We start from the raw sequence: 20509 nt of genomic DNA on the forward strand, positions 1-20509 counted from the left end.
TCGGGCGGCGCCTGGGTACAAGAATAAAGAGAAATAAAATGAAACGACTCTATGGCGCCTTGGCGCTTCTCGCTCTGGCGGGTTTTACCACAACCGCACATGCCGTCGACTGCCGTGTTAACGGCGGGCCTTGGCAGAACGGCAACCCGAACCTGCAGGTGCCGGTGACGGTCACCTTGGCTGCAGATCGCACGCGGCTCATGCTCGAAGGTGCAAGGCTGGAATGCCGATTTACCTACAGTGGCGGCCCCGCTTGGCATACGGACTTCTGGACCAGTGGAAGCGCTGCAGGTACGGCCTGGACTCCCGGTCCAAAATTTGCTGGCGAAGGCACCGGCTTGCGCATCAACGGAATTTTCCTAAATACACCGGTGCCGTCCGGCATCGGGATCGCGAACATCCCCAACAACGGGGTCTTTTACCCGATCAATGTCACGCCCTATATTTTGCTGCGTAACTACCCGTCCAATCCGTTCGATGTTCGCATCGGCGACAACCTGGGTCTGTTGCGCCTCACCAGTTCGAACAACTACGACGGCACCCGACCGCAGCTCACCGTCACTTACACCGCGGCTAATAACTTTACCGTCTCCCCCTCTACCTGCACGATCAACAATAACAACCCGATCGAGATCAACTTTGGCACTGTGCACCAGCGCGCAATCGGCACTGACCCACTCACATCGACCGTCGTCAGCAACCGCAGGCTCACTTACTCATGCCCGGACGGCGGGATCAACACGCCGATCACGATCACCTACAAAGGCACCCGAACAGGATTCGACACGCGTCTGCTGATGATGAGTAATCCGGACGTGGGCACGGCCATGGTGCGCGCGGGAACCGCGGTGCCGGTAAACGGTTCATTCCTCACCCGCATCACCAACAGCGTGGGCGGCGACGATGTGACGTTTTCGCTGGTACGGCGCAGTGGCTCCCTGCCGACTCCAGGGGCTATTAGTGGCAGCGGTGTACTGGTGATGGGCGTGCCCTGACACACAATCATCGATACCCAAAGCACAGTGCATCGCCCTAGAATGCCCGCTCCTCCACCTCTGGTTTTTTGGGGCACTCATGCACATTTCTTCGGGCCGCTGGGTCTATGGTTTTCTCCTGACCCTGCTGACCGCGCTGCTCTGGGGCATTCTGCCGATCAAGCTCAAACAAGTGTTGCAGGTGATGGACCCGGTCACTGTCACCTGGTTTCGGCTGGTGGTGGCCGGCAGTTGCCTGTTTATCTACCTGGCGCTGAGCAAACGCTTGCCGAGTCGCAAGGTGCTGGGCCCCAAGGGTGGCTGGCTGGTGGCGATGGCCGTGTGCGGGCTGGTGGGCAACTACGTGTTGTACCTGGTGGGCCTGAAAATGCTCAGCCCCGGCACCGCACAACTGGTGGTGCAGATGGGGCCGATCTTTTTGATGATCGCCAGTGTGTTCGTGTTCAAGGAGCGTTTCAGCCTGGGGCAGGGCATGGGGCTGGTGGTGCTGATCCTGGGCTTTGGTCTGTTTTTCAACCAGCGCCTGGCCGAGCTGCTGACCTCCATGGGCACCTACACGGCCGGCGTGCTGACGATCCTGCTGGCGACCACCATCTGGGTGTTCTACGCCCTGGGCCAGAAGCAATTGCTGACCGTGTGGAATTCGTTGCAGGTGATGATGGTGATCTATCTCTCGTGCGCGCTGTTGCTTACGCCGTGGGCGCATCCGCTGGAGGCGTTGCAATTGAGCCCGCTGCAAGGCTGGTTGCTATTGGCCTGCTGCATGAACACATTGGTGGCGTATGGCGCGTTTGCCGAGGCGCTGGCGCATTGGGAAGCGTCGCGGGTCAGTGCGACCCTGGCGCTGACGCCATTGGTGACGTTTGTGGCGGTGGCGTTGGCGGCGTGGTTGTGGCCGGACTATGTGCAGGCTGAAGAGATCAACGCCATAGGCTATTTCGGGGCATTTGTAGTGGTGCTGGGCTCGGCAACCGTGGCACTGGCACCGTCGCTGCTCGCCGGGCTCAAGGCGCGAAGGGTGCGTATGGCGTCCTCTTAATACCCTTAAAGGACGAACACGCCCACTGTGGCGAGCAGGCTTGCCCTGCGTTGGGCTGCGCAGCGGCCCCAAAACCCGCCGATGAGGTCTGCCTGACAGAGCGCGTTGCCTGGATCAGGGCGGCTTCGCCACCCAGCGCAGGGCAAGCCTGCTCGCCACAGACACTGCGTTCGCCACAGGGTGCTGGATCGTTCCCGCGTGGGCATGCCGCGTTGGACGCTGTGCGTCCCGCAGGCCACGGCTACCTTGAAGGCGACGCGGAGCGTCACTGGATGCATCACCACGCGGAGCGTTTGAACGATCAAGGACGAACACGCCCACTGTGGCGAGCAGGCTTGCCCTGCGTTGGGCTGCGCAGCGGCCCCAAAACCCGCCGATGAGGTCTGCCTGACAGGGCGCGTTGCCTGGATCAGGGCGGCTTCGCCACCCAGCGCAGGGCAAGCCTGCTCGCCACAGACACTGCGTTCGCCACAGGATGCAGGGTCGTTCCCACGCTCCGCGTGGGCATGCCGCGTTGGACGCTCCGCGTCCCGCAGGCCACGGCTACCTTGAAGGCGACGCGGAGCGTCACTGGATGCATCACCACGCGGAGCGTGTGAACGATCAAGGACGAACACGCCCACTGTGGCGAGCAGGCTTGCCCTGCGTTGGGCTGCGCAGCGGCCCCAAAACCCGCCGACGAGGTTTGTCTGACAGAGCGCGTTGCCTGGATCAGGGCGGCTTCGCCACCCAGCGCAGGGCAAGCCTGCTCGCCACAGACACCGCGTTCGCCACAGGGTGCTTTTTCGCCCGTTCTCCTAGTGCCCGGCTTCCAGCATGTTTTCCGGGCGCACCCACTGATCGAACTCTTCATCAGTCAGGTAACCCAGATCCAGCGCGGCCTGGCGCAGCGTCAAGCCTTCGGCATACGCCTTCTTGGCGATCTGCGCGGACTTGTCGTAGCCGATATGCGGGTTGAGCGCCGTTACCAGCATCAAGCCGCGTTCCAGGTGCTCGGCCATTTGCTCGGCATCCGGCTCAAGGCCGGCGATGCAGTGTTCCTGGAAGTTGTTGCAGCCGTCGGCCAGCAGGCGGATCGATTCGAGCAGGTTGTGGATGATCACCGGCTTGTACACGTTCAGTTGCAAGTGCCCTTGGCTGGCGGCGATGCCGATGGTCACGTCATTGCCCAGTACCTGGCAGGCCAGCATCGACAGCGCTTCGCACTGGGTGGGGTTGACCTTGCCCGGCATGATCGAGCTGCCCGGCTCATTGGCCGGCAACTTGACCTCGGCCAGCCCGGCGCGTGGGCCGGAACCGAGCAGGCGCAGGTCGTTGGCGAGTTTCATCAGCGCCACCGCCAGGGTTTTCAGTGCGCCGTGCAAGGTCACCAGCGGCTCGTGGCCGGAGAGGGCGGCGAACTTGTTCGGCGCGGTCACAAACGGCAAGCCGGACAGCGCCGCCAGTTCGGCGGCAATCGCCTCGCCAAAACCGTGCGGCGAATTGAGCCCGGTGCCCACGGCGGTACCGCCCTGGGCCAGCTCGCACACGGCGGGCAGGGCGCTGCGGATGGCGCGCTCGGCGTAGTCGAGTTGGGCGATAAAGGCCGAGACTTCCTGGCCGAAGGTGATCGGCGTGGCATCCATCATATGGGTGCGGCCGGTCTTCACCAGTTTCATATGGCGAGCGGCCAGCTCGGCCAAACCGCCAGAAAGCGTGGCGAGCGCCGGTAACAGGCGTTGATGAACCGCTTGTACCGCCGCAATGCTCATGGCCGTGGGAAAGCAGTCGTTGGAGCTTTGCGAGCGGTTTACATGGTCATTGGGGTGCACCGGGCTTTTGCCGCCACGGGCCTTGCCCGACAGCTCGTTGGCGCGGCCGGCGATCACTTCATTGGCGTTCATATTGCTTTGGGTGCCGCTGCCGGTCTGCCATACCACCAGCGGGAATTGGTCGTCGTGCTGGCCATCGAGCACTTCATCGGCAGCCTGTTCGATCAGGCGGGCGATGTCGGCGGGCAAGTCGCCATTGCGGTCGTTGACCCGTGCTGCGGCTTTCTTGATCAGGGCCAGCGCGTGCAACACCGCCAGCGGCATGCGTTGCTCGCCGATGGCGAAGTTCACCAGCGAGCGTTGGGTCTGGGCGCCCCAGTAAGCGTCATCCTGGACTTGGACGTCTCCCAGGCTGTCGGTTTCGATACGGCTCATCGGGCACACTCCTTCAGGTTCGTTTGCGCAGTTTAGGCTGTGATCCGTTGGTGGGGTTCCATAAAAGACTTTTCACCGGATTAATCCACCGCGAATGTAGGCGCGAAGAGCTCCGGGGTTGAGACATGGCGTTTTTTAGGCGCAGAATGGTCGCCCTTGGGGTTTTACCTCGCCTGCTAGAAAGGAAACTCGATGACTCGTCTTCGTGCCATCTGTACCGCGGTTGCTCTGGTTTGCGCCAGCGGCCAGGTTTTTGCCGATACCGCCAGCCATAACGCCAGTGCCGAAGCCTTCCTGACCCTGGCCCACGCTGACAAGCTGGGTACCCCGGTGTACATGCAAGTGCAGCAAATGTTCGCCCAGCGTTTCGAACAGACCAAGGCACCTGCCGCCAAGCAGTCCGTACTGGACAGCTACCAGGCCAAGGCCAATGCTGCGCTGGACCAGGCCATCGGCTGGCCGAAGCTGAAGCCGGACATGGTCAAGCTCTACACCACCAACTTCAGCGAATCCGAGCTCAAGGATCTGGTAGCCTTCTACCAGTCGCCACTGGGCAAGAAAGTCCTGGAAAAAATGCCGCAACTGACCCAGCAATCGGCCCAGATGACCCAGGCCAAGCTGGAAAGCGCCGTGCCGGTGGTGAACAAGCTGCTCGAAGACATGACCAACGAGCTGGCACCTAAAGCCCCCGCACCGGCCAAGAAGAAGTAAGCAGGAATGACCATGCAACAGCGTATCGAAACGGCGCTCGCCGCCCTGAGCCCGCAACACGTGAGCGTGCTGGATGAAAGCCACATGCACAGCCGTGGGTTGCAGACCCACTTCAAGGCCGTGCTGGTCTGCCAGCAGTTCGAGGGGCTCAACCGCGTCAAGCGCCACCAGACGGTCTACGCCACCCTGGGTGACCTGATGAGCGAGTTTCATGCGTTGGCGCTGCATACCTATACGCCTGAAGAATGGGCGAAAATCGACGCAGCCCCGGCCTCGCCGACCTGCGCCGGCGGGCACTGACACTGTGGCGCATTGGCGTTATGTGGCGAGGGAGCTTGCTCCCGTTGGGCTGCGCAGCAGCCCTGATGCCCATCACTGCGATCTTTGTGAAAGGTCACAATCGCCTTATCGGGGCCGCTTAGCAGCCCAGTGGGAGCAAGCTCCCTCGCCACAGTAAAGAGGCGGCCCATAAACGTCGCCAATTTTGTTAGAATCCGCAACGCGCCGCTTAGCCGGCGCGTTTTTTTTTGCATCCGGTTCACCCCTTACGAGGGTAGCCACCTGGAGAGAACACCCATGACTCAACCGATTGTCGTGGCGGCACTGTATAAGTTCGTCACCCTCGAAGATTACGTCGCCCTGCGCGAGCCACTGCTGCAGGCAATGGTCGATAATGGCATCAAAGGCACCTTGCTGATCGCCGAAGAAGGCATCAACGGCACCGTTTCCGGCAGCCGCGAAGGCATTGACGGCCTGATGGCCTGGCTCAAGAACGACCCACGCATGGACGACATCGACCACAAAGAGTCGTACTGCGACGATCAGCCGTTCTACCGCACCAAGGTCAAGCTCAAGAAAGAGATCGTGACCCTGGGCGTCGAAGGCGTTGACCCGAACAAAAAGGTCGGCACCTACGTCGACCCGCAGGACTGGAACGCGCTGATCAGCGACCCGGAAGTGCTGTTGATCGACACGCGCAATGACTACGAAGTGTCGATCGGCACCTTTGAAGGCGCAATCGACCCGAAAACCACCAGTTTTCGCGAATTTCCCGACTATATCAAAGCCAACTTCGACCCGGCCAAGCACAAGAAGGTCGCGATGTTCTGCACCGGCGGCATTCGTTGCGAAAAAGCCTCCAGCTATATGCTGAGCGAAGGTTTCGACGAGGTTTATCACCTTAAAGGCGGGATCCTGAAATACCTCGAAGAAGTGCCGCAGGCAGAAACCAAGTGGCAGGGCGACTGTTTTGTGTTCGACAATCGCGTCACCGTGCGCCACGACCTCAGCGAAGGCGACTACGATCAATGCCATGCTTGTCGCACACCGGTGAGCGTAGAAGACCGCGCGTCCGAGCATTATGTGGCTGGCATCAGTTGCCCGCATTGCTGGGATAAGCTGCCGGAGAAGACCCGTCGCAGCGCCATCGATCGGCAAAAGCAGATCGAGCTGGCCAAGGCCCGCAACATGCCGCACCCGATTGGCTTCAACTACAAGCAAACCCCTTCCGAGGCCTGACCCATGACCGCGCGCCTGCTCTATGTGATGGACCCGATGTGTTCTTGGTGCTGGGGCTTTGCCCCGGTGGCACAGGCGCTGGTTGAGCAGGCCCAGGCGGCCGGCGTGGATGTGCACCTGGTGGTGGGCGGTCTGCGCACCGGCAGCGGCGCGGCGCTGGAGCCGACTACGCGGCGCTATATCCTTGAGCACTGGCAGGCCGTCACCGACGCCACCGGCCAGCCGTTCAAGCGCGAAGGCGCGTTGCCCGACGGCTTTGTCTATGACACCGAGCCTGCATGCCGCGCCATCGTCACCGCGCGCAGCCTGGCGCCGGATTGCGCCTGGACACTGCTGGGGCTGATCCAGCGTGCGTTTTATGTCGAGGGCCGCGATGTGACCCTCGCCAGCGTGCTGGTGGAACTGGCCGAGCAGGCGGGCATTCCGCGCATCGAGTTTGCCGGCGCCTTCGACCGCGCCGAGCAACATGCGGCGACGGCGGCTGATTTTACCTGGGTGCAGGATTTGGGCATTGCCGGTTTCCCGACGCTGCTGGCCGAGCGTAATGGCCAGCTGGCGTTGCTGACCAACGGCTATCAGCCGTTGTCCGAGCTGTCGCCCTTGCTCGCCCGATGGCTGGAGCGTGCCACCTGTGCAGGATGAGCCCAAACGCACCGACCGACTGACCTGGGCGGAAATTCGCCGCCTGGCCCTGCGTCACAAGAAATCCCTGTGGATCGCCAATGGCGTTGCCGTGCTGGCGACCCTGTGCAGCGTGCCTATTCCTTTGCTGTTGCCGCTGCTGGTGGACGAAGTGCTGCTGGGCCACGGCGATGCCGCGCTCAAGGTGATGAACCACGCGTTGCCACTGGGCTGGCAAAAGGCCGCTGGGTATATCGGCCTGATGCTGTTGGTGACCCTATGCCTGCGCTGCGGCGCGCTGGTGTTCAACGTGGTGCAGGCGCGGCTGTTTGCGCGGCTGGCCAAGGATATTGTGTACCGCATCCGCGTGCGCCTGATCGAACGGCTCAAGCGGATTTCCCTGGGCGAATACGAAAGCCTGGGCAGTGGTACGGTGACCACGCATTTGGTCACCGACCTGGACACGCTGGACAAGTTTGTCGGTGAAACCCTCAGCCGCTTTCTGGTGGCCATGCTCACGCTGGTCGGCACCTCGGCGATTCTGGTGTGGATGCACTGGCAACTGGCGCTGTTGATCCTGCTGTTCAACCCCTTGGTGATCTACGCCACGGTGCAGTTGGGCAAACGCGTCAAACACCTGAAGAAGCTGGAGAACGACAGCACGTCGCGCTTTACCCAGGCGCTGACCGAAACCCTCGACGCCATCCAGGAAGTACGTGCCGGCAATCGCCAGGGGTTTTTCCTCGGGCGCCTGGGCCAGCGTGCCCAGGAAGTACGCGACTACGCGATCCACTCGCAATGGAAAACCGACGCCTCCAGCCGCGCCAGTGGCTTGTTGTTCCAGTTCGGTATCGACATCTTTCGCGCGGCGGCGATGCTCACCGTGCTGTTTTCCGACCTGTCCATCGGCCAGATGCTCGCGGTGTTCAGCTACCTGTGGTTCATGATCGGCCCCGTGGAGCAACTGCTGAACCTGCAATATGCCTACTACGCCGCAGGTGGTGCGTTGACGCGGATCAACGAGCTGCTGGCGCGGGCCGATGAGCCGCAATATGCTGGCGGCGAAGACCCGTTCACCGGGCGTGAGACCGTCGGCATCGAGGTGCGCGGCCTTAACTTCGGCTATGGCGAAGAGTTGGTACTCAACCAGTTGAACCTGACCATCGCACCCGGCGAGAAGGTCGCGATTGTCGGCGCCAGCGGCGGCGGCAAAAGTACCCTGGTGCAACTGCTGTTGGGGCTCTATACGCCACAGGCCGGCAGTATTCGTTTCGGCGGTGCTACCCAGCAGGAAATCGGCCTGGCGACCATCCGCGAGAACGTCGCAGTGGTGCTGCAACACCCGGCGCTGTTCAACGACACCGTGCGCGCCAACCTGACCATGGGCCGCGCCCGCAGCGACCAAGCCTGCTGGCAGGCACTGGAAATCGCCCAGTTGGATGCTACCGTCAAGGCACTGCCGTTGGGCCTGGACAGTGTGGTGGGGCGTTCGGGTGTGCGTTTTTCCGGCGGGCAGCGCCAACGCCTGGCGATCGCGCGCATGGTGCTGGCCGAGCCGAAAGTGGTAATACTGGACGAGGCCACCTCGGCCCTGGACGCCGCCACCGAGTACAACCTGCACCAGGCGCTGGCGCGGTTTCTCAGTGGGCGTACTACACTGATCATCGCCCACAGGCTTTCTGCGGTGAAGCAGGCCGACCGGGTACTGGTGTTTGATGGCGGGCATATCGCCGAAGATGGCGACCATCAGCAGTTGATTGCCGATGGAGGGTTATACGCCAAGCTCTACGGGCATCTGCAACAAGTGCGTTGATTTAGCTGAGCTATCGAGAGCGGATTTTCGCGTGCGTATCAAGCAGTGCATGTGCAAGGGACCTCATGAAGCAAAAGCGTACTCTCGGAGCGACGTTAAGCAGGCCTCGGTTGCTGGGCATTGTCTGGCCCTTTATCGCCGTCGTGCTGTTCCAGGCATTGCTGGGCTGCGTCAGCCTCTACGTGCTGTCAGCAGTGCGCGGCTACGTGGCAGGCGAGAGCTTGTGGTCCAAGGGCCAGAAAGATGCCATCTACTATCTGACCCTTTACGCCGATAACCGCGACGAAGCGACCTTCCTCAAATACCAGCAGGCCATCGCCGTGCCCCAGGGCGGCCACGAGTTGCGGGTGGCGCTGGACCAACCCACGCCCGATCTTGCGGCCGCGCGCCTGGGTATCCTCAAGGGCGGCAACCACCCCGATGACGTGTCCAGCCTGATCTGGCTGTACCTCAATTTTCGTCATTTCAGTTACCTGGAAAAAGCCATCGAACTGTGGACCGTCGGCGATGGTTACCTGGTGCAACTCGATGACCTGGCCCAGGCGATGCACCGCGCGATCCACAACGATCAAGTCAGCTCTGGCGACATTGCCGACTGGAAGGCGCGCATCATCGCCATCAACGAAGGCGTGACGCCGGCCGCCAAGGCGTTCAGCGATGCCTTGGGCGAAGGTTCGCGGATGATCCTGCGCCTGCTGCTGATCACCAACCTGGCCACTGCCCTGGGTTTGATCGTGCTGGCGCTGCTGCGTACCCACAAGCTGCTGACTCAGCGCCATGCCTTTGCCACCGCGCTGCAAGCCGAGAAGGAGCGGGCGCAGATCACCCTGGAGTCGATTGGTGACGGCGTGATCACCACGGATGTCGACGGCGCGATTGCCTACATGAACCCGGCGGCCGAGGCGCTGACCCATTGGAAAAACGCGCAGGCCCAAGGGCTGCCGTTGGCGGCGTTATTCAACCTGCTCGATGAGAATGCCGAGCCCGATGGGTTCGCCCTGATCGAACACATTATCAAGGGCGAACTCAGTGGCAGCAGCGGGCATTCCAAGCTGATCCAGCGCGTGGACGGCAGCACGGTGTCAGTCACCCTGGTAGGCGCGCCGATCCGCAGTGCCGGCAAGGTCAGCGGCGCGGTGCTGGTGCTGCACGACATGACTCAGGAGCGCCAGTACATCGCCAACCTGTCGTGGCAGGCGACCCACGATGCGTTGACGGGCCTGGCCAACCGCCGCGAATTCGAGTTCCGCCTGGAGCAGGTGTTGCAACAAGTGTCGCGCCAGCAGAGCGGGCGTCATGCCTTGATGTTCCTCGACCTCGACCAGTTCAAGTTGGTCAACGACACCTGCGGGCATGCGGCGGGTGATGAGCTGTTGCGGCATATCTGTGCGTTGCTGCAATCGGACCTGCGCGAAGGCGACACCCTGGCGCGCCTGGGCGGCGACGAGTTCGGCATCCTGTTGGAGAACTGCCCGGCAGCGGTGGCGGAAAAGATCGCCGAAAGCCTGCGTCATACCGTGCAAAGCCTGCACTTTGTGTGGAAAGGCCGGCCGTTCATGACCACCGTGAGCATTGGCCTGGTGCATATCTCGCAATCGCCGACCACCCTTGAAACCTCGCTGCGCGCCGCTGATATGGCCTGTTATATGGCCAAGGAAAAGGGCCGCAACCGGGTGCAGGTCTACCATGCCGATGATTCGGAATTGTCCCTGCGCTTTGGCGAAATGGCCTGGGTGCAGCGTCTGCACATGGCCTTGGAAGAAGATCGCTTTTGCCTCTATTCCCAGGAAATCTCACCCCTGGGTCACACCGATGGTGGTAATGGTCATATTGAGATTCTCCTGCGCCTGCATGACGAGGCGGGTCGGATCATCCTGCCGGACAGTTTTATTCCGGCTGCCGAACGTTACGGTTTGATGACTTCGCTGGACCGTTGGGTGGTGGAAAACGTATTTAAGATTATTGCCCGTTGTATGCAAGAGCGTGCAGGCCGTCCTATGGCTATGTGTGCGATTAATCTGTCAGGCATAACTATTGGAGATGATGATTTTCTCGGATTTTTACGTGAGAAATTCGAGGCTTACAGCATTCCGCCGGAAATGATTTGTTTTGAAATAACCGAGACCAGTGCGATTGCCAATTTGGGCAGTGCAATCCGCTTTATTAATGAACTCAAGGCCTTAGGTTGCCATTTTTCACTTGATGACTTTTGTGCCGGAATGTCTTCATTCGCCTATCTTAAACATTTGCCTGTAGACTTCCTGAAGATCGACGGGAGTTTCGTAAAGGATATGCTGGACGACCCGATTAACCGTGCCATGGTCGAAGTGATCAACCACATCGGCCACGTCATGGGTAAGCGCACAATTGCCGAATTTGTTGAAACACCGCTGATCGAGCAGGCTTTACTTGAGATCGGTGTGGATTATGCTCAGGGCTACCTGATCGAACGTCCGCAATTGTTTACCTTTGATAGTCTGCAATGCCGACCTGTGCGGCCGCAGCCACTGTTGCTAAAGGCGCCCGGCACCTTCCGCTGAAGCATTCGACGGTCTGTACAATCACACTAGAAAAGGAGCCCTACAGTGATCGACACCTTCAACCGAACCGGCCCGCTTATGGAAGCCTCGAGTTACCCAGCCTGGGCGCAACAACTGATCCAGGACTGTAGTGAGAGCAAGCGCCGGGTTGTCGAACACGAACTGTACCAGCGCATGCGTGACAACACGCTCAGCGCCAAGACCATGCGCCACTACCTGATCGGTGGCTGGCCAGTGGTTGAACAGTTTGCCTTGTACATGGCACAGAACCTCACCAAGACCAAGTTTGCCCGTCATCCAGGGGAAGATATGGCGCGCCGGTGGCTGATGCGCAATATTCGCGTGGAACTCAACCACGCCGACTATTGGGTGCACTGGGCGCGCGCCCACGGCGTAAGCCTGGAAGAGTTGCAAGCGCAGAACGTACCACCGGAGCTGCACGCACTGAGTCACTGGTGCTGGCACACCAGCTCGGCCGATTCGTTGATCGTCGCGATTGCCGCGACCAACTACGCGATCGAGGGGGCGACTGGGGAGTGGTCCGCCGTGGTGTGCTCGACCGGTGTGTATGCGGCTGCCTTCCCTGAAGAAGACCGCAAGCGCGCCATGAAGTGGTTGAAGATGCACGCGCAATACGACGACGCCCACCCTTGGGAAGCGCTGGAAATCATCTGCACATTGGCGGGGATGAACCCGAGCAAAGCCTTGCAGGTAGAACTGCGCCAGGCGGTGTGCAAGAGCTACGACTATATGTACCTGTTTTTGGAAAGTTGCATGCGGTTAGAGAACGAAAAAGCAAAGGCGCCAGCAGCCATTCGCGAACGTCAGGTTCGCGTCGCCAGCGAGGCGTGATGTAAGCGTGATGGCGGGGTTTTACCCCGCCATTGCCAAGCGGTTGCGACCTTCGCGCTTGGCCACGTACAGGGCGTTGTCGGCCCGCCGCAACAGGCTTTCTGCCGACTCGGCCGCCAACAGCGTCGAGCAACCCAGGCTCACCGTCAGTTCAATCCGCTTGCCATCGGCCCAATAGTCCTGAGCCTCTGCCGCCCGACGCAGGCGTTCGCCGACCATGCCTGCCGCGTCCCGGCCGGTGTTCGACAGCAGGATCAAAAACTCTTCCCCGCCAAACCGAAACACCATGTCCACATTGCGCAACTGGCTCTTGATCGAGTCGGCGACCGCGCGCAATACGATGTCGCCCGCCGCATGGCCGTGGGTGTCGTTGATTTTCTTGAAGTGGTCAATGTCCAGCATCAGCAAGGACAGCGGGCTCAGGTGCCGCCGGGCCATGTCAATTTCCCGTTGCAGCGTCTGGTCCATCGCAATGCGGTTGCCGGTTTCGGTCAACGGGTCACGCAGGGCGCTGCGGGTGGCGGCACGGTAGAGCAGGGCATTGCGCATCGGGTACAGCAAGGTCGACAGCAACGACTCCAGTTGCGCCAACTCGTCGTCCAGCAAACGTTGGTTGCGCCGGAATATCAGCTCGCCCAGATGCTCGCCTTCATGGCTCAAGGTGTAGCTCACCGAGTGATGGCCGCGATGGCCAAACTCCAGGCGCAAGTCGCTGGCCTCATGGCGATATTGCAGTGCGTCCAACGGCACCAGCCGCTGAACTTCGCGAAAGAACAGCGCCAGGATGCGTTCCGGCTCAAGGCTGGTTTGCAATTGCTGGCTCAGTTGCTGACGAAGTTGCGCAAGTGTGGTGGGGCGACGTGGAAGCAGGGCAGGCTGACCAAACCCCAGGCGTTGCAATTTGGCACTGTCGAAGTCAATTGCGTTGGTCTGGGTAGGTGATTTCATAAACTGACGGCCTCTAAGCACTTAACTGTCTTACAGGCTGCACGAGAGTGGCAAATGCCAAGCGTCTTACTGTTCCTTCAGTTCCGTAAAACATTGGAAACAGTTTAAACCGCTTTGCCATGGGTTATAACCCCTGGGCCCTGCCACACGTCTTGTCATTGCTTAACCTGCTTGAAAGGGGTTAGAGCGAGATTCATGCCAGTTTGTTTAACTTAAAAAAACGCCTTATAAATCAACGACTGTTTAAAAAGCTCACCCCAGCCGTTGCGCCCTGACGTCAGTTATTTGGCTGTTTGAACCAACGTGGTGTGGTCAATCTGATCAATCGAGGTCACGCCGGTCAAGGTCATGGCCACGCGCATCTCCTTGGCGAAGATATCCAGCAGGTTTTCCACCCCGGACTGGCCGGCGGCGGCCAGCGCATACACAGTCGAGCGCCCCAGCAGGCAGCCCTTGGCGCCCAGGGCGAGCATGCGTACCACGTCGAGCCCGGAACGAATGCCGGAGTCCACCAGCACGGTCAGGTCATCGCCCACGGCCTGGGCAATCGGCGGCAGGGCTTTGGCGGTTGACAGCACGCCATCAAGCTGGCGCCCGCCGTGGTTGGAAACCACGATGCCGTCGGCGCCGAAACTCACTGCGTCCTTGGCGTCCTGGGGGTCGAGGATGCCCTTGATGATCATCGGGCCTTTCCAGAACTCACGGATCCACTCCAGGTCTTTCCAGCTGATCGACGGGTCGAAATTGTTCGCCAGCCAGCCAATGTAGTCTTCCAGGTGGGTGGGCTTGCCGAGGTATTTGGAAATATTGCCCAGGTCGTGCGGGCGGCCCATCAGGCCCACATCAAAGGCCCATTGCGGCTTGCACACGGCCTGCAGCATTCGGCGCTGCGCCGCATAGGGCCCGGACATGCCCGAATGCGCATCACGGTAACGCGCGCCGGGTGTGGGCATATCGACGGTGAACACCAGCGTGGTCACCCCCGCTGCCTGGGCACGCTCCAGCGCATTGCGCATAAAGCCGCGGTCCTTGAGCACATAAAGCTGGAACCAGATCGACTGCGGGCTTTGCGACGCCACTTCTTCAATCGGGCACACCGACACCGTCGACAGGCAAAACGGGATGCCCTTGTTGGCTGCCGCCTTGGCCGCCTGCACTTCGCCACGTCGCGCATACATGCCGGTCAGGCCCACGGGGCTGAGAATCACCGGCATGGCCAGTTCCTGGCCGAACAAGCGGGTCTTGAGGCTCAGGTTGTCGACATTGCGCAGGATGCGCTGGCGCAGGCTGATCTCGGCCAGGTCCGAACTGTTGGCGCGCAGGGTGTGCTCGGCGTAGGCGCCGCCGTCGATGTAATCGAACAGAAAGCGCGGCAGCTTGCGTTTGGCGGCTGCACGGTAGTCGGAGGCGGACGAGATGATCATGAACGGGTTCTCCACAGAGCTGGGTCGCACCACCATAAGCAAAAAGCTGGCATGATAAAAACAACTTTTATTACTAGTATCCAGTCGCTATAGGAATACCGATGAACCTGAGAACGGTGCGGGCGTTTGTCGAAGTGGTGCGCCAGGGCGGTTTCTCCCAGGCGGCTGAAGTGGTGGCCCTGACCCAATCCACTGTGAGCAAGGCGGTCAAGACCCTCGAAGACGAGCTCGGCACGCCGCTGCTCAACCGCCTGGGCCACCGTAACGAGCTGACGGCGGCCGGCGAAATCGCCTACCGCCGCGCCCTGGTGTTGCTCGCCGAACACAATGACCTAGTGGCCGAGATCAACGACCTGCGCGGCCTCAAACGCGGCGTACTGCGCATCGGCCTGCCACCGGTAGGCTGCGGCGTGCTGTTTGCGGCGATGTTCGCGGCATACCGCAGCCGCTACCCGGAGATCGAAATCGAACTCACCGAATACGGCAGCAAAAAACTGCGCGAATGCCTGGAAGCAGGGGAGGTCGACCTCGCCGCGCTGCTGTTGCCGGTGGACCAAGCCTTCGACTACCAGCCAGTGCGCAATGAACCGCTGATGGCGGTACTGCCCATCAGCCACCCACTGGCCACGCGCAAACGCATCGACTTCACCGACCTGGCCGATTCACCGTTCATCTTGTTCGAAGCCGGCTTCGCCCTGAACGCCAAGATCCTCGCCGCCTGTGAGCGCAAAGGCGTCACGCCCCGAGTGACCGCGCGCAGCGGGCAGATCGATTTTATCGTTGACCTGGTGGCGGCCGGGCTGGGCGTCGCCTTCCTGCCACGCATGCTCGCGCTCAAACATCAACACGCGGGTATTGCCTTGATTGCGTTGGACGAACCCCACACCGACTGGCACATCGCCCTGGCCTGGCGCGCCAGCGCACACCTGCCACCGGCGGCGCGTGCGTGGCTGGATTTGGCCAAGGAAATGGCCAGCCCGGTATAGCGGGCGGCAGCCATGATTTGCAGGTTTTCGTCCAAATGCACCTCAGTGCTTGACTTCTTCTTTTTAATCAGTAACATACGGCGCATTCCGCGATAGCTCAGTTGGTAGAGCAAATGACTGTTAATCATTGGGTCCCTGGTTCGAGTCCAGGTCGTGGAGCCAGATAGAGAAAAGCCTGCAGCGATGCAGGCTTTTTTTTGCCTTGGATTTGGTGCGCCAATCGGCCCCTGCGCAGCTGCTTTTCCCGCCACCCACGGCATTTTCTTACCGATCCGCGACAGAATCCGTCGAACGCCAGACCCTCGAATGACGCGCAGGGCTCTAGCACAATGATTTGCCTTCTTCGTGCGAAAAACTGTCAAAAATCTCTCTTGGAAACATTTTGATACTCGGAGTAATGTGCTCCCTGATTCATCTTCGCGTGTTCAAATTTTTCCAAGGATTAGGAATATGTTGCGCCGTCGCATGCTGATCATGTTGGGTGTTTCTCTGGTGGTGGTGTTGCTGTTGGCGGCCTATAAAGCGTTTGCCATCTATCAACAGATTCAGGGGTTTTACCAAGCCTCAACCGCCCGTCAGCGTGGCAGTGGTGACCGCGGTTGAGCAGCCCTGGCAGCAGCGCCTGCCGGCCGTGGGGGCGTTCAAGGCGTTGCGCGGTGTGAGCCTGAGCCTGGAGACCGCCGGGACGGTCAAGGACGTGCAGTTCGAGTCGGGGCAAAAGGTTCAAGTCGGCCAACCCTTGGTCCGGCTGGACAGTGCGGTAGAGCAGGCGCAATTGGAAACCGCCCAGTCAGATCTTGGACTGGCACAGCTGGATTATGGGCGCGGCAGCCAACTCGTTGGTGATCACGCCATCTCCAAGGGTGAGTTCGACCGCCTTTCAGCCCAGTTGCAAAAAAACAAAGCCACGGTGAACCAGCTAAAGGCCGCCCTCGCCAAGAAGCACATTCTTGCGCCCTTCAGCGGCGTCATTGGTATTCGTCAGGTGGACGTTGGGGATTACCTGGCCAGCGGGACAGTGATTGCCACGTTGCAGGACCTCAGCAGTCTTTACGTCGACTTCTATATCCCAGAGCAATCGGTGCCAAAGATTGCGATCGGCCAAGGCGTGCAGGTAGAAGTCTCGGCCTATCCGAAACAGATGTTTCCTGGCACCGTCAGCGCGATCAACCCCAAGGTCGAGACCACCACACGTAATGTGTTGGTGCGCGCTACCCTGGCGAACCCGGATAACAAACTGCTCCCGGGCATGTTCGCCAATCTACAGGTGCTGCTGCCCAACCCGACGGTTCATATCGTGGTACCGGAAAGCGCGATTACCTACACCCTTTACGGTAATTCGGTGTACGCGGTCGCGCAAAAGAAGGCCGAGGACGGCAGCGTGGAGAAAGATGCAGACGGCCAGCCCCTGCTGATTGCCGAGCGGCGCTTTGTTGAAACCGGAGAGCGGCGGGGTGGCCTTGTGTTGGTGACCCGCGGGTTGCAGCAGGGCGAGCAAGTCGTCAGCGCTGGCCAGCTGAAGCTGGATACGGGAACGCCTATCACCATCAGCCCTGACAAGAACCAGTCGGCCGATCGACAGGCTCGTGTTGAAGGTGCGCTATGAAGTTCACCGACATCTTCATCCGTCGGCCGGTGCTGGCCCTGGTGGTCAGCCTGCTCATCGTGCTGCTGGGGTTTCAGGCCTACAGCAAGTTGGCGCTGCGCCAGTTTCCGAAAATGGAAAACGCCCTGATCACCGTCACCACTGCCTACCCTGGCGCCAATGCCGAGACGATTCAGGGCTACATCACTCAGCCTTTGCAGCAAAGCCTGGCGAGTGCCGAGGGGATTGACTACATGACGTCGGTCAGTCGCCAGAATTTTTCGGTGATTTCGATCTACGCGCGCATTGGTGCCAACAGCGACCGTTTGTTTACCGAGTTGTTGGCCAAGGCCAACGAGGTCAAGAACAAGTTACCTGCGGATGCTGAAGATCCTGTGCTGAGTAAGGAGTCCGCCGAAGCCTCCGCGCTGATGTATATCAGCTTCTCCAGCGAGCAATTGAATAACTCGCAGATTACCGACTACCTCTCGCGGGTCATTCAACCCAAGCTCGCCACACTGCCCGGTATGGCCGAAGCCGAAATCCTCGGCAGCCAGGTATTTGCCATGCGTATCTGGCTGGACCCTGTGAAGCTTGCCGGCTTCGGCCTGACTGCCAATGACGTCACGACAGCGGTGCGCCGATACAACTATCTGTCGGCCGCAGGCGAGGTGAAGGGCGAGTATGTGGTTACCAGTATCAACGCCACTACCGAACTGAAGTCCGCCGAAAACTTCGCGGCTATCACGCTCAAAACCGACGGTGACAGCCGGGTGCTGCTGCGCGATGTAGCACGGGTGGAGATGGGCGCGGAAAACTACAACGCGATCAGTTCCTTTGGTGGCACGCCCTCTGTGTACATCGCAATCAAAGCCGCGCCGAGCGCCAACCCACTGGAGGTGATCAAGGAAGTGCGCAAAATCATGCCTGAGCTGGAGGCCCAGTTGCCGCCCAGCCTCAAGGTCGATATTGCCTACGACGCCACCTTGTTTATCCAGGCGTCCATCAACGAGGTGGTGAAAACGCTGTTTGAAGCCGTGCTGATTGTCATCGTGGTGGTGTTCTTGTTTCTGGGGGCGCTTCGTTCGGTGGTGATACCGGTGATCACCATTCCGCTGTCGATGATCGGCGTGCTGTTTTTCATGCAGATGATGGGTTACTCCATCAATTTGCTGACGCTGCTGGCGATGGTGCTTGCCATCGGCCTGGTCGTGGATGATGCGATCGTGGTGGTCGAAAATATTCACCGACATATCGAGGACGGCAAGCGTCCATTGGACGCAGCATTGGAGGGCGCGCGGGAAATTGCCCTGCCGGTGGTCTCAATGACCATCACCTTGGCGGCGGTCTATGCCCCGATCGGTTTTCTCGACGGGCTGACCGGAGCACTGTTCAAAGAGTTTGCGTTGACCCTGGCCGGTGCCGTGGTGATTTCCGGCGTTGTCGCGCTGACACTTTCGCCAATGATGTGTGTCCTGCTACTGCGCCATGACAAAAACGCTTCCGGGCTGGCGAGCCGGTTGGACCGGGTATTTGACCGGCTCAAACGACGTTATCAACGCATGCTTCACGGTACGTTGAACACGCGGCCGGTGGTGGTGGTCTTCGCGCTGATCGTGCTGTGCCTGATTCCGGTGTTTCTCACATTCACCAAGGCGGAATTGGCGCCTTCTGAAGACCAGGGCATCATTTTCATGATGGCCAGCGCACCTCAGCCGACCAACCTGAATTACATGAATACCTACACTGATGAATTCATCAAGATCTTCAAGACATTCCCAGAGTACTACTCGTCGTTCCAGATCAACGGCTACAACGGGGTGCAGTCAGGAATAGGCGGTTTTCTGCTCAAGCCGTGGAATGAGCGCAGTCGCACTCAGATGGAGATCCTGCCTGAATTGCAGGCGCACCTGGCGCAGATCCCAGGTTTGCAAATATTTGGTATCAACCTGCCTTCTCTGCCCGGTACTGGCGAAGGGCTGCCCTTTGGTTTCGTCATCAATACTGCCCAGGACTATGAGTCGCTGCTGAAAGTGGCCGAGCGCGTAAAAAATCGCGCGATGCAATCGGGCAAGTTCGGTTTTGTCGATATCGACCTGGCGTTTGATAAGCCGGAAGTGGTGGTGGAGATCGATCGCGCCAAGGCATCGCAGATGGGCGTGTCGATGCAGGACCTCGGCAGCACGCTGGCGACGCTGTTGGGTGAGGCGGAAATAAACCGGTTCACCCTCGAAGGGCGCAGCTATAAGGTCATTGCACAGGTTGAGCGCGCCTACCGTGACAACCCCGAATGGCTGAACAGCTACTACGTCAGAAATACCCAGGGTGAATTATTGCCGCTGTCGACCTTGATCAGCATTACAGACCGCGCGAGGCCACGGCAGTTGAACCAGTTCCAGCAGCTCAATTCTGCATTGATCTCGGGTTTTCCACTGGTCAGCATGGAGGAGGCCATTGAGACGGTGAAGCAGATTGCCATTGAAGAGGCGCCGCCGGGGTATGCGTTCGACTACAGCGGGGAATCGCGCCAGTTCGTGCAGGAAGGCAAGGCGCTATGGGTGACGTTTGGCTTGGCGCTGGCGATTATTTTCCTGGTGCTGGCGGCGCAGTTTGAGAGCTTCCGCGACCCGCTGGTGATTCTGGTGACAGTGCCGTTATCGATTTGCGGGGCGTTGATTCCGCTGTTCCTTGGGTGGTCGAGTCTTAACATCTATACCCAGGTAGGGTTGGTGACGCTGATCGGGTTGATCAGCAAGCATGGGATTCTGATCGTCGAGTTTGCCAACCAGCTGCGTAGAGACAAGGGGCTATCGCCGCGGGAGGCGGTGGAACAAGCAGCGGCGATTCGCCTGAGGCCGGTGTTGATGACGACGGCTGCCATGGTATTTGGCATGGTGCCGCTGATTTTTGCGACGGGGGCTGGAGCCGTGAGTCGATATGACATCGGCATGGTGATTGCCACCGGGATGTCGATCGGAACTTTATTCACCTTATTTGTTTTGCCCTGCGTCTACACGTTGTTGGCCAAACGTGACAGGGACGTGACAAGTGAAGTTGCCATGGCTCCCATCTAACCGGTTTATTAGTGGCTGTAGCGTCAACTAAACAGCAAGTGAGGGACCGTCCAGTGCCAGTCTAAGCGCTGCGATATTTATCATCTGCTAATTACGGCAAACCGTTCATCCGTGTCTTGTTTTTTTTCGTAAAAAATATTTTGACAAGCTTATAGCTATTTGTTTAGCATCTATTGGATCCAATTATAAGAACAATAAAGTCGACTGACTTTTATGC

The 20509-nt window shown here is 59.7% G+C and carries 14 protein-coding genes, 1 tRNA gene and 1 pseudogene; 13 read left to right on the forward strand and 3 right to left on the reverse strand.

The genetic code is table 11. From position 1 onward, the window contains the following. The first annotated feature begins 38 nt into the window (after positions 1-38). Together QF043_RS07965 and QF043_RS07970 are read left to right on the forward strand one after the other, a co-directional pair. Complete coding sequence (locus tag QF043_RS07965; RefSeq protein WP_307418069.1) at positions 39-995, forward strand: fimbrial protein; 957 nt, start codon at positions 39-41, stop codon at positions 993-995. A gap of 79 nt (positions 996-1074) precedes the next feature. Continuing rightward, positions 1075-2034: a DMT family transporter gene (locus QF043_RS07970; protein WP_307418070.1), complete on the forward strand. Its 960-nt coding sequence runs from the start codon at positions 1075-1077 to the stop codon at positions 2032-2034. Positions 2035-2831: 797 nt separating this feature from the next. Here QF043_RS07970 and QF043_RS07975 read toward each other — a convergent pair. Beyond that, positions 2832-4220, reverse strand: coding sequence for a class II fumarate hydratase (locus QF043_RS07975; protein WP_307418071.1), 1389 nt, complete (start codon positions 4218-4220; stop codon positions 2832-2834). Between the two features lie 192 nt (positions 4221-4412). Between QF043_RS07975 and QF043_RS07980 the strand changes: the two genes are divergently transcribed. The 7 genes from QF043_RS07980 (at position 4413) to QF043_RS08010 (ending at position 12275) form a co-directional block, all read left to right on the forward strand. Continuing rightward, positions 4413-4931: a DUF2059 domain-containing protein gene (locus QF043_RS07980; RefSeq protein WP_181075663.1), complete on the forward strand. Its 519-nt coding sequence runs from the start codon at positions 4413-4415 to the stop codon at positions 4929-4931. A gap of 6 nt (positions 4932-4937) precedes the next feature. After that, on the forward strand, positions 4938-5231 hold the full coding sequence (locus QF043_RS07985; protein ID WP_305454465.1) for a BolA family transcriptional regulator: 294 nt from the start codon (positions 4938-4940) through the stop codon (positions 5229-5231). Positions 5232-5507: 276 nt separating this feature from the next. Beyond that, complete coding sequence (locus QF043_RS07990; RefSeq protein ID WP_065931357.1) at positions 5508-6449, forward strand: rhodanese-related sulfurtransferase; 942 nt, start codon at positions 5508-5510, stop codon at positions 6447-6449. Between the two features lie 36 nt (positions 6450-6485). Then, positions 6486-7091, forward strand: a complete 606-nt coding sequence (locus tag QF043_RS07995; protein WP_177034541.1) for a DsbA family protein — start codon at positions 6486-6488, stop codon at positions 7089-7091. Beyond that, the gene (locus QF043_RS08000) at positions 7081-8883 is read left to right on the forward strand and encodes an ABC transporter ATP-binding protein (RefSeq protein ID WP_305454457.1); all 1803 of its coding nucleotides are present in this window, start codon (positions 7081-7083) and stop codon (positions 8881-8883) included. Before QF043_RS07995 ends, QF043_RS08000 begins: the two co-directional genes overlap by 11 nt. A gap of 65 nt (positions 8884-8948) precedes the next feature. After that, on the forward strand, positions 8949-11423 hold the full coding sequence (locus QF043_RS08005) for an EAL domain-containing protein (protein ID WP_307418073.1): 2475 nt from the start codon (positions 8949-8951) through the stop codon (positions 11421-11423). 78 nt (positions 11424-11501) lie between these two features. After that, on the forward strand, positions 11502-12275 hold the full coding sequence (locus tag QF043_RS08010) for a TenA family transcriptional regulator (RefSeq protein ID WP_373460777.1): 774 nt from the start codon (positions 11502-11504) through the stop codon (positions 12273-12275). 21 nt (positions 12276-12296) lie between these two features. On the opposite strand, the gene QF043_RS08015 is transcribed toward QF043_RS08010, so the two are convergent. Next, positions 12297-13223 (reverse strand): GGDEF domain-containing protein, encoded by a 927-nt coding sequence (locus QF043_RS08015; RefSeq protein WP_305454453.1) that lies wholly within the window; start codon positions 13221-13223, stop codon positions 12297-12299. A gap of 281 nt (positions 13224-13504) precedes the next feature. Next, entirely contained in the window at positions 13505-14647 is a 1143-nt protein-coding gene (gene lldD, locus QF043_RS08020; RefSeq protein WP_307418075.1) for an FMN-dependent L-lactate dehydrogenase LldD, read from the reverse strand. A 101-nt stretch (positions 14648-14748) separates the two neighbouring features. On the opposite strand from lldD, the gene QF043_RS08025 reads away from it, so the two are divergent. The 4 genes and pseudogenes from QF043_RS08025 to QF043_RS08040 all read left to right on the forward strand — a co-directional run bounded on the left by QF043_RS08025 (position 14749) and on the right by QF043_RS08040 (position 20292). After that, positions 14749-15633, forward strand: coding sequence for a LysR family transcriptional regulator (locus tag QF043_RS08025; protein WP_307418076.1), 885 nt, complete (start codon positions 14749-14751; stop codon positions 15631-15633). Between the two features lie 86 nt (positions 15634-15719). Then, a tRNA-Asn gene (locus tag QF043_RS08030) sits at positions 15720-15795 on the forward strand. Positions 15796-16083: 288 nt separating this feature from the next. Continuing rightward, a pseudogene (locus tag QF043_RS08035) lies at positions 16084-17239 on the forward strand (efflux RND transporter periplasmic adaptor subunit). Further along, a complete protein-coding gene (locus tag QF043_RS08040; RefSeq protein WP_307418077.1) occupies positions 17236-20292 on the forward strand; it encodes a multidrug efflux RND transporter permease subunit in 3057 nt (1018 codons plus the stop codon). Before QF043_RS08035 ends, QF043_RS08040 begins: the two are co-directional and overlap by 4 nt. The last annotated feature ends 217 nt before the right edge of the window (positions 20293-20509 follow it).

It is taken from the genome of Pseudomonas sp. W3I7, assembly GCF_030816095.1.
In the GTDB taxonomy this organism is placed as follows: domain Bacteria; phylum Pseudomonadota; class Gammaproteobacteria; order Pseudomonadales; family Pseudomonadaceae; genus Aquipseudomonas; species Aquipseudomonas salomonii.